Genomic DNA, 10927 nt, shown 5'->3' on the forward strand with positions numbered 1-10927 from the left:
TCAAGAGCTTTTTTAAGTTCATCTAAAGAATCGGCAGCATCTGTTTCTGTAATTAAAGTGTCTACTTGTTGTTTAAATCTATCAGCAAACTCTTTTAGAGCTTCTTTTTCTTGTTCAAGTGTTTGAATTTTAAGTTTATCTTCTAGTTTTTTAATAGTTTCATTTGCTTTATCGATAGCTTGTTTTAGTTCATTAGCTTCACTAAAAGCACCAAAATCTTTTAGTTTTGGTTCTAATTTTTGCGATATATCTACTAATGATTTAAGTTCTTTGATTAGACTTTCAAATTCTGCTTTGGTATTAGCTTTAGAAGCTTTTTCAACTGCCTTATTAATTTTTTCAATTAAAGCTTTGGCTTCCTTTTTAATTTTTTCTAGATCTTTAATTTTATCTTTTTGCTTTTCTTTAGCAGCTGCTAAAGCATCTTTAGCTTCTTTAACAGTTCCTTTAAGTAAATCTTTATCTTTTTGAAGTTCAACTTTTTTAGTGTCACTTTTTAAAGTCTTAATACTTTTATCTAAAATCAGATCTAACTCTTCACCAATTGCAATGTGTTTTTCTAGCTTCTTAATTTGATCTTCTAAATCTTCTAAACTTAAATTCTTATTGACGTTAGTAATACCTGTTTTTAGGGCTTTAACTAACTTTTGGATATAATCTCTAAGTTTCTTGTATTGTTCATCAACATTAGCATCTCAAGTACTAGCTTCTCCACGTTCGTGATCTTTAATGTCAACAATAACATCTGGTTTGTCTTTATTATAGATGCTAGGTTTAGATTTTTTGCCATACTTAGCATATATAATACCAGCTACAGCTGCCGAAACAACTAGCACACTGGCTGTTGCTCCTACAATAATAGCTGTTTTCTTTTTCTTAATTGAGTTATTCATAAAACCTCTTTTTTGTTGTGTTTAAAATAATGCCTAATTATACCCAATTTCATATATATATATATATATTGGTGTTTTTAGAGGTTTTTTGGTGATTTTAGGGCACTTTTGGGAATGTTTTAAAAATAAATTAAGAATTTTCATTAATATTGAAAAAAAATTAAAATTTAGATTTATGTCTCCAAATCATTAATATAACTTTAAAATAAAGTATAATAATAGAGCCATGAGAACAGCAACCTTGTAAACTGGTCAGGATAGAGATATAGCAGCCATATCGAGAAGTGCAGTGTCTTGTGGTTTTTATTTATTATTAAAGAGGTTTTAAAAAATGCTTTGCACAAAACTACTTAGTCCAATTGAAAATATTAATGATTTTCAAATAATTCCAATGGTTGATATTGGTGATTTCGTTGTATATAAAAAAATATCAAATAAAGAATTTTTTAATTCGGTCAAACTAAATGAATTTTTAAAAATAAAAGAAAACAGCACAATATATATTGAACCTAATGAATTTTTTATTAGTTCAAATAAAGTGTTTAATGAAGAATTTGAAGCTGATAGTGACTTAGTTCAAGAAATTATTAATTCTAAATATTTTAATGAATTCAAATTAAAAGAACTAAAAAATTTGCAAGCTATTATCCAAAAAGAAGGTGAAAAAGGTTCTTTAATAACTATCGATAAAAATCCTGATAGTACTTTTGAACCTTATTATGTTTTTGTAGACCCTTATGTAGCAGAAGCAGAACTTAATTATTTAATAACAACACCTTTTATTAAAAATAATTTAGAAGCAACTGCCAAGGTTTATGAAAACATGATGATAAACCTAAAAAAAGCAAATGAAACCTTTTTAGATAAAAACTCTCAAGTCCATTATTTTGTTAACAATGTATTAATGGAAAATATTCAAAAAGTAATAAATGATATTGAAAATGCTAATTAAAAGAATATTAAAAATGCACCAAGCGACACAAATACTCGTGTTCTAAGTGCATTTTTTAATATTAACGTCTGTTGTAGTATTCAACAATTAATGACTCATCAATTTCTTTAGCAAATTCATTTCTTTCAGGTAATCTTGTAAATGTTGCTTTGTTTTTGTCGCGTGAAATTCATTGAGCAGTTTGCATAACTTCTAAAGCATCTTTAAGATTGACATTATTTTCCAATGAAGCTTTAATTTCAATAACTGAACCAGGTTTAATTAACATTGATGGTATATTTGCCTTGTGGCCATCAACTAACACATGGTTATGATTAACAAATTGTCTTGCTTGTGCTCTTGTACGAGCGAAACCTGCTCTAAATACTAAGTTATCTAATCTAGATTCAACTAATTGTAATAAATTAGTACCAGTAACTCCTTCTTTTCTAACAGCTACATTAAAAAGATTTTTGAATTGTCTTTCATTTAGACCATACATAAATCTTACTTTTTGTTTTTCATACATATGTAGTTGATAATCTGAAGGTTTAGATCTTCTTGCTCCATGTTGTCCTGGAGGAGTTGTTCTTTTTTTACCTTTTGTAAATTCTTTGTTATTTTCTAATAGTGATGTTCCATATCTTCTTGATTTTTTGAAAATAGAACCCAAAAATCTTGACATATTTTTCCTTTCAATATGCAAAGACAAATTAATAATTCTTACTTATATTTTTTTCTCTAATGATTTCGGCTTACAGCTTGCTTACTTTCAAATTTAAATGCAAAGAAAAAACATTTAAATAATATTATTATGCTGTGTCAATGCTTTAGAATTATAACTTATTTTAAAATATTTAAAAAAAATAAACCCATTACAGGTTTATATCCTTGTTATAAGTCTTAAACTGAGAAATCTAAGGCAAAAACTAAGCTTCAATATTTAATAAAGGTAAAGCATATTTTTTAGTAAATTTAGCCATGTATTTTTTAATTTTTTTAGCCAAGTTGCCTGAAGTTGATTTAGTTTCTTGAACTATAAAAATTAACATTTTTTGATGAATATCATATTTAATACCTAGTCATTCTTGGTCTTTAAAATTGAATTTAGCTATATATTTATAATTACCTTTCATTTGAGTTCTAATATCTTCAATAGAGCTAAATTTTATTTGCGCAATACTATCTTGAATAAAAAGTTTGGTTTCAAAATCAATTATATTTGAAGCATCGCATGGATAAGCAAAATAATTAATATCTATTTTGCTTGATAAATCAAGGTTTTGTTCACTAATGTTTACATAACGCATTTCTTGTGTTTTGTAGTAATTAAACATATCAACTAGAATTGACAGTAACACAAAACCATCATAACCATAGTTTTTATTAGAAGCTAAAAAAACGTTATAGTCTTCATCAAAATACAATAAACCAGTATTTTGATATATATTTTTGTAATCAATAGTTCAATTACTTTTGTATTCCAATTTATAACGAGAGGCCATGCTCTCTATATTTTCTTTTTTAACAAATCTTGAACTATATATTTTTTTAATTTCTACAAAATCTTCATTTGTTTTAGAATAACTGTTTAAAAAAGATAAATAATTAACAATTAAATCGCTTATATCTAATAATTCATATTCAATTGACAATTTCTTACTAAAGTTACGTCTGTAGGTATATAACTTTTTATAATCATAAGAAAACTTTAAAATGTATTCAACATTTTTTAATGATGATAAATGAGCGATAGAAAAATTAATTTTTTGAGGTCTATTTTCTTTTAAATGTTTTTTAATAACAGTATAAGCAATATCATTTTTTCCAAGAATTTTTTTAACAAAAGTATTTTGAAGTTTGGTGTTTAATATACCTATTTTTAAAACATGATTGGCATTCTTTGTGAAATTCTTTTGCAATATATAATTACTATATTCATTTAACATTTTCTTAAAATCTAATTCTTCAGGGTCATCATGAAACTCTGTTACATCAGATATGTTTATTTTTTTATAGATTTCCATTACATTTTTTAAAATTTCATTTGGTAATTGCTCCCCACTTTTAGAAAAAAAACTAAGCGCGTAATTATTGTTATCATATTTTTTTATAAAAATAGCAAAAGAAAAGTCCTTTACTAAATCGAGACTGTATTTTAAAAAACCTTCATGAATTGGGGTGTTTTTTTCAAATACATAAGCTTTGTTTTGCTGGCAACAAATTACATCAACCATGGTATTTTCCAACAATGGCATAAATTTGTTTGAACCATCATTAGCTATTAAAAACTTAAAGAATTCTAGGTTTTTTGCTTTTAAAAAATTTAGCATTGATTGTATTATTAATTTAATTGTTATTTCATTAAATTTATCAAATCCAGAACCAATTTGACCAATGATATTATTATCTTTTAATATAAAAGATATATTTTCTTTTTGATCTAAAAAAGTCATAAAATCAGGAAATAATTTTACTTGGTGTTTCTTTTTCATATAAACCTACTTAATAAGCTTTAATAGATAATCAATAAAATTATCTATTGCTTGTTTTGTATCCATATTTTTTTGGGCGCTAGAAACTAAAGAATCAAAAACGGTTTTCTTTAAAATGTTTCTAAAGCTAGCACTTTTTCAATCTACCGGATCTGAAAACGGAACTAAATCTTTATTAATTATATTATTTAAAATTACTTTGTTTGCTTTGTTATCATTATTTTTATAATTATCATATATATTTATAAAACTTTGAGTAGGATAAACATATCCTAAATTTAAATTAAGAAATTCAATCGGAGAAGCTTTTATATTTTTTTGGTCTAGTTTTCAATCATATATATTCTTATTGTCATACAGTCAATATAGAAATTTTTTTACAATAATGTTTTTTGATTTTTTATTAGATGATATAGCACTAAGAAATTGGCCTTGCAAGAAATATGATTTATTTAATTGATTAGTGTCATATTTAAGAGGTGTACTTTTTATAATTAAATCTTTTTCATTTTCTTTAAAATATTCAGATTCATGCTCATATATTCTTGAAGTAATTATTGTAAATAATTGGTTTTTCAATTTTGTTATTGAAGTGTTTTTATTGTCATAATCAACATTGAAATTTTTTAGCTTTAAATTGTTATATAAATCTTTTATTACATTAGAAAATTCAATGTTTTCTTCTGTGTTTTTTTGAAATACTTTCTGATATTCCAATTTATTTTGTCTATTGTACTTTAGAAAGTAATTTGAAAAATCTGAATTATTTTTTTTGAATATAGTTTCGAAAATATAATTTTCAATATGTTTAAGAAATAGAATATCAAAACCTCTTGTTTTAAGGGATTTATTAATGAGTTCACAAAGTTTTTCAAAATCTTTTTGATTGTCAAATAGTTTTTCGTTGATCTCTAAATCTCACTGTTTTAATGCATCAATATTAAAGTCTGTTATTGATGCTTTGTCTAATAAATTTAAATCATAATAACTTGTAATTATTGATTTTATATATGCATCTTGTGTCATATTTAAAATGTGTTGATTTTTAATATTATTATTCTTTGCAAAAATATATAAAGAAAATAAATAATCAGCTAATATTTTTTTATTAATAATTAAAATCTGAGAACTTAAACCTAAAGGCAAATTATAGATCTTATTTTCATTAGCAATGCCAAGGCGATTATTGTAGTCTAAAATGTGTTTAGGTAATGAAGTATTAGCTGCTATATTACTTAAATCCACTAATCTATTATATTTATTAATTAAAGGCACAACTGAAGGATAAGAAACAACAATAGAAGGAAGGTTTTTATCATTAGCCATAAGTTCTAATGATAATTTATAATTTATTTGTCTAGGTGAAAATGAATTTCTCAATATTATTTTATTTTGTTTAATTTCAGATGAGTATTCTGAATTAAATTTATTTATAATTTGTAAAAATGTTTCAAATTTGTTATCTTTTGTACCTTGATAATAAGGTATTAAAACACTTATTTCTTCCTGTTCTGCTACCTGGCATGCGGAAAGTGAAGCAGATAAGGGTACTAAACCAATTGCAAGGCTTAACAGGTTAATCTTTTTCATTTTTATTTAATATTTAGGCGAGAAGATATTGCTTTGGCAGCAATAGTTCCATCTCCGGTTGCAGTTGTAATTTGTCTAATATCCTTAGCAACTACATCTCCAATAGCAAAAATATTCTTTTCTCTAGTTTCCATATTCTTGTCCACAACAATAAAACCTTTTGAATCAAGTATGCTTTTATTTTCAATAAAAGCGGTAGCAGGTTTATAGCCAATATAAGGAAAAATGCCTTTTATATTCATTTCAGTTATTTTGCCATTAATGTTAGCAATAATGCTTTCAACTTTTTCATTGCCATTAATAGTTTTTATTGTGGAATTTTCATGAACAAAAATGTTTTTATTATTTTTTACGTCTTCTACAAGTTTTGCTTCAGCACGTATTCCGTCTCTAACAAATATATGCACCTCAGAAGCCAACGAAGATAAATAATTAGCCTCTTCAAAAGCTGAGTTACCCCCTCCAATAATAGCGCAAGGTTGATTTTTAAATAAAGCACCATCACATACTACACAATATGAAACGCCTTTATTATTAAATTTTTCTATATTTTCTACATCACTTGGCACTAAATTTTTCATTCCGGTAGCAATAATTAAAGCTTTAGCAAAATATTCTTTACCATTATTTAAAATTACTTTCTTTTCTGTTTCACTTATGCCTTGAATGCTTACTACATTACCCATAATTTGCTTTGCACCATTATGAGTTGCTTGATTTAGCATTTTTAAAGATAAATCTATGCCATTTATATAATTAAAACCTGGATAGTTTTCAATCTTTGATTGTAAAACCATTTTTCCTCCAGGAGCATAGCTTTCAATAAAAGCTACATTATGATTATTTCTAGCTAAATATAAAGCTGCTGTTAGACCTGCTGGACCAGCTCCAATTATTAAAACATCATATTTATTATTCATATCTAATTTTCTCCTTTAATTTATTGTTTGTGAAATTAAAAACGTTAGCGCCAATTATGCGCTAACATTTGCATTTAATTGGTCAACATTTGTTTCAGCCAATCTATTTAGTTTTTTGCTAACAAGCAATTTTCTATTATCTTTTGGTTCATAAACTATAAAATAAAATAGTTTGTGTGTTCATTCTTTTTGGAATCTATAAACTTTGTAAACATTGTATTTTAGTTTAATTACAAATTCAAACATTACTAATAAAACTAATCCAACAACAATGTATAGTGCTGATATTACTTTATAGATATTGTAGCTTTCTTGACGTAATGGTTCCATACCAAAACGAACTATACCATAGTAAACTATGTATAAAGCACCAGTTGTACCAGGTCTTAGTCAATTATAGTAGTTTAAAATTCATACTAATATTAGATATCCAACTAAGTTTGCAATTGATTCATATAAGAATAATGGTAGACGATAATGTCCTCCAATAAACATATGTTGTCTAATTGTTGGAGTTAATATTCTAAATGCCAATGAACTTTCTGACATTATTTGACCATAAACTTCATGGTTAGCAAAGTTTCCTCAACGTCCTATTGCTTGACCTATTAAAACAGCTGGCAATATAATTGAAAAAGCTTTCTTTAAATCAATTTTCTTTTGATTTTTTGAAAATACAATATATAGAATACAACATATTGTTGATGTGATTACTCCACCATGAATTGATAAACCACCTTCTCAAATGAAAAACATTTTATATCATGGTCCATTAACTCAACCTTTATGTTCAATTAATTGTTGAATAACAAATACAAATCTTGCACCTATTATTGCAGTTGGCAAAGCAATAAAAACCATTATAGATAATTGTTCAAATGAATATTTTTCTCTTCTTCAAAAATATAAAACAGTTAAAATTGAGGCAAGCATTCCAAGCATCATAGTCAAAGAATATACATAAAAAGGACCTACTCTAAGACTAACATTAGCTCAATCTTTTGGTTGCATTCACACCCCCTTATTGTTGTTAATTATAAAAATAATTAAAAATTTAATAGTTATATTATATTTTAAAAACTTAATTAATTAATTAAATGCCAAGAATTTTCTTAAGGTATTGGCCGGTATAAGAGTTTTTTATTTCAGCAACTTGCTCTGGTGTGCCTGTTGCAACTATCTCTCCGCCGAATTTTCCGCCTTCAGGTCCTAGATCAATAATGTAATCCGCACACTTAATTACATCTAAATTATGTTCTATAACAATAACTGTGTCTCCATTATCAACAATGCGATTTAAGACATTTAAAAGGTTTTGAACATCATATGAATGAAGCCCTGTAGTTGGCTCATCTAATATGTATAGTGATTTACCAGTAGGTTTCTTTTGTAAATAAGTAGCCAATTTAACTCTTTGAGCTTCTCCACCTGATAATGTTGTAGCATTTTGACCTAATTTAATATATCCTAGACCTACATCAATTAGAGTTTGAAGTTTTTCTCTAATTTTAGATCTCTGAATAAAAAATACATAAGCTTGGTCAATTGTCATATTTAAAACATCACTAATATTTTTACCATGATATTTAACTTCTAAAGTTTCAAGATTATAACGGTGCCCATCGCAATGGTCACAGGTTACATAAACATCTGGTAAAAAGTGCATTTCAATTCTTAGTACTCCATCACCTTGACATTTATCACATCTTCCACCTGGAACATTAAATGAAAATCTTGACCTACTAAAACCACGTATTTTAGCTTCTTCAGTTAAAGCAAAAATATCACGAATGTCATCAAAAACACTTGTATATGTAGCCGGATTAGACCTTGGCGTTCTACCAATGGCACTTTGATCAATCCGAATTAATTTGTCGATGTTTAATTGGCCTGTGATTTTCTTTTCATCTCTTACATCATATTTAGTATTGTTTAAAAATTGATTTAAATAATAAGCTAATTCATGGTTAATAAGAGAAGATTTACCAGAACCTGAAACACCTGTCACAGCGATAAATTTACCTAATGGAAATTTAGCTGTAATTTTCTTCAAATTATTAGAAGTAGCATTCTTAATACTTAAAACTTTTCCTGAACCAGATCTTCTAGATTTTGGCACAGAAATCTTTAGGTTTTGAGCTAAATATTGGCCTGTAATACTATTGGGATTTTCCATTATTTTTTTCAAAGAACCAGCAGCTACAATTTCACCACCATGTTCTCCGGCTTTTGGTCCAATATCAACAATGAAATCAGCTTGTTTTATTGTATCTTCATCATGTTCAACAACAATTAGCGAATTGCCTATATCAACCATTTTTCTTAATGAATTAAGAAGTTTTTCATTATCTTTTTGATGAAGACCAATTGATGGTTCATCTAATACATAAAGGACTCCTGTGAGGTTTGCTCCTATTTGAGTTGCAAGTCTTATTCTTTGAGCTTCTCCACCTGAAAGTGTCTCAGCTTTTCGATTTAAAGTTAGATATTGCAAACCTACATTTATTAAAAAATCAATTCTATGGTTTAGTTCAATTAATATCAGGTTGCTAATTTCTTTTTCAATATCTGACATCTTAATGCTTTCTAAAATTTCTTTTAGTTCATCAATTGATTTATTGCACATTTCATATATGTCTAAGTTTTCAATTTTAGTTGCTAAAGCATATTTATTTAGTCTTTTGCCATTACAATCTGGACATTGTGTATCAACTAAATATTTTGACAAATATAATCTATTTTCATTTGAGGAAGTATCAAAATATTTTCTTTCAATTTTTTCACATACACCTTCAATATGTCTAGAACGTTCAAATCTATTTCCACTTTCAGAAACCAAAGTATAGGTTATATCTTGGTCTGAGCCGTATTTTATTATATCAAGATCAAATTTGCTCAAATCCTTCATTGGTGTATCACGATCAATATCATAAAAATTAAGTAGCTTTTCGAATTCCTGTCATTCTAAATTTTTTGTGTACATAAAATTTTTATAGAATAAGATAGCACCTTCATTAAGAGTTAAATTATCATCAGGACAAATTAAATTTCAAGATGCTTTTTGTAATTGACCTAATCCCTTACATGTTAAACACATACCATTGGGTGAATTAAATGAAAATAAACGAGGTTCAATTTTTGGCATATTAAAATCGCCATGCTCACAGCTGTGGTTAATTGAATATGTATTTTTATACTTATCTAATACTTCTATTGTAACTAGCCCATTTGATTGTTCTAAAGCAATCTCAATGGCTTCCGCTATGTCTGATTTTTTTTGTTCAACATTATTCAAACTAAAACGGTGAATAACTAAATCTATGTTTCATTTTTTATTTTTGTCCAATTGAATATCATTTTTTAGTTCAAAAATTTCATCATTGATTTTAACACGCAAAAAATTGTCTTTTTTAAGTCTCGCCAACGTTGTAGCATGCGAACCCTTTTGATTAATTACAATAGGAGCTAAAATATAGATTGTTGAGCCCAGCTCTTGTTCCAAAACATAATTAATAATATCACGGCTTTTTTGAGCTGTTATTTCTTTATTATGGTTAGGACAGAATGGCTTTCCAATTCTTGCATATAATAATCTTAAATAATCATAAATTTCAGTAACTGTTCCCACAATACTTCGAGGATTATTATGAACTGTTTTTTGCTCAATAGAAATAGCAGGACTCAGTCCTTCTATGCTATCAACATCAGGTTTTTTTGTTCCACCTAAAAACTGTTTTGCATAGTTAGATAAACTATCAACATATCTTCTTCGGCCCTCTTCATAAATAGTACTAAAAGCTAGTGAACTTTTTCCTGAACCTGATAGACCTGTAAAAACCACAAATTTATTTCTAGGAATTTCTAAATTGATGTTCTTTAAATTATTTTCTCGAGCACCTTTTATAACAATGTTTTCATTCATATTTTAATATTATATTGAAAATATAAAAAAATATAATTCCAAAACAAAATAAACATATCCCCTATTAGTGGACTACCACAAATGGAGGATATGTTTTTTATTATGAAAAAATATAAGACAAGAATATTTTTATACAAGTTGTGTATGAGAGTGCTTACTGGAGAAAAAATTCCAGA

Annotated in this window: 8 protein-coding genes and 1 other RNA gene; 2 read left to right on the forward strand and 7 right to left on the reverse strand. The window is 26.7% G+C overall.

What is annotated here, in order from left to right:
- The coding region (locus tag JXZ91_RS02915; RefSeq protein WP_205851519.1) for a hypothetical protein at nucleotides 1-893 on the reverse strand (893 nt) is incomplete at its 3' end.
- A 216-nt stretch (nucleotides 894-1109) separates the two neighbouring features.
- Here JXZ91_RS02915 and ffs point away from each other — a divergent pair.
- An RNA gene (ffs, locus tag JXZ91_RS02920) (signal recognition particle sRNA small type) lies at nucleotides 1110-1205 on the forward strand.
- 19 nt (nucleotides 1206-1224) lie between these two features.
- Nucleotides 1225-1845 carry a hypothetical protein gene (locus JXZ91_RS02925; RefSeq protein ID WP_205851520.1) on the forward strand — a complete coding sequence of 207 codons (621 nt, stop codon included), beginning with the start codon at nucleotides 1225-1227 and terminating at the stop codon, nucleotides 1843-1845.
- A gap of 61 nt (nucleotides 1846-1906) precedes the next feature.
- Here JXZ91_RS02925 and rpsD read toward each other — a convergent pair whose 3' ends face one another.
- From rpsD to uvrA, 6 genes are all read right to left on the reverse strand, one after another.
- Nucleotides 1907-2509, reverse strand: coding sequence for a 30S ribosomal protein S4 (gene rpsD, locus JXZ91_RS02930; RefSeq protein ID WP_205851521.1), 603 nt, complete (start codon nucleotides 2507-2509; stop codon nucleotides 1907-1909).
- A gap of 244 nt (nucleotides 2510-2753) precedes the next feature.
- Nucleotides 2754-4319 carry a hypothetical protein gene (locus JXZ91_RS02935; protein WP_205851522.1) on the reverse strand — a complete coding sequence of 522 codons (1566 nt, stop codon included), beginning with the start codon at nucleotides 4317-4319 and terminating at the stop codon, nucleotides 2754-2756.
- Between the two features lie 6 nt (nucleotides 4320-4325).
- Nucleotides 4326-5909 (reverse strand): hypothetical protein, encoded by a 1584-nt coding sequence (locus JXZ91_RS02940; RefSeq protein ID WP_205851523.1) that lies wholly within the window; start codon nucleotides 5907-5909, stop codon nucleotides 4326-4328.
- A gap of 2 nt (nucleotides 5910-5911) precedes the next feature.
- Entirely contained in the window at nucleotides 5912-6829 is a 918-nt protein-coding gene (locus tag JXZ91_RS02945; protein ID WP_205851524.1) for an NAD(P)/FAD-dependent oxidoreductase, read from the reverse strand.
- Nucleotides 6830-6883: 54 nt separating this feature from the next.
- Nucleotides 6884-7840, reverse strand: coding sequence for a prolipoprotein diacylglyceryl transferase (gene lgt, locus JXZ91_RS02950; protein ID WP_205851525.1), 957 nt, complete (start codon nucleotides 7838-7840; stop codon nucleotides 6884-6886).
- A gap of 82 nt (nucleotides 7841-7922) precedes the next feature.
- Nucleotides 7923-10751: an excinuclease ABC subunit UvrA gene (gene uvrA / locus JXZ91_RS02955; RefSeq protein WP_205851526.1), complete on the reverse strand. Its 2829-nt coding sequence runs from the start codon at nucleotides 10749-10751 to the stop codon at nucleotides 7923-7925.
- Nucleotides 10752-10927 lie beyond the last annotated feature (176 nt).

It is taken from the genome of Mycoplasma enhydrae, from assembly GCF_017116825.1.
GTDB classification, from domain to species: Bacteria; Bacillota_I; Bacilli_A; order Mycoplasmatales; family Metamycoplasmataceae; genus Metamycoplasma; species Metamycoplasma enhydrae.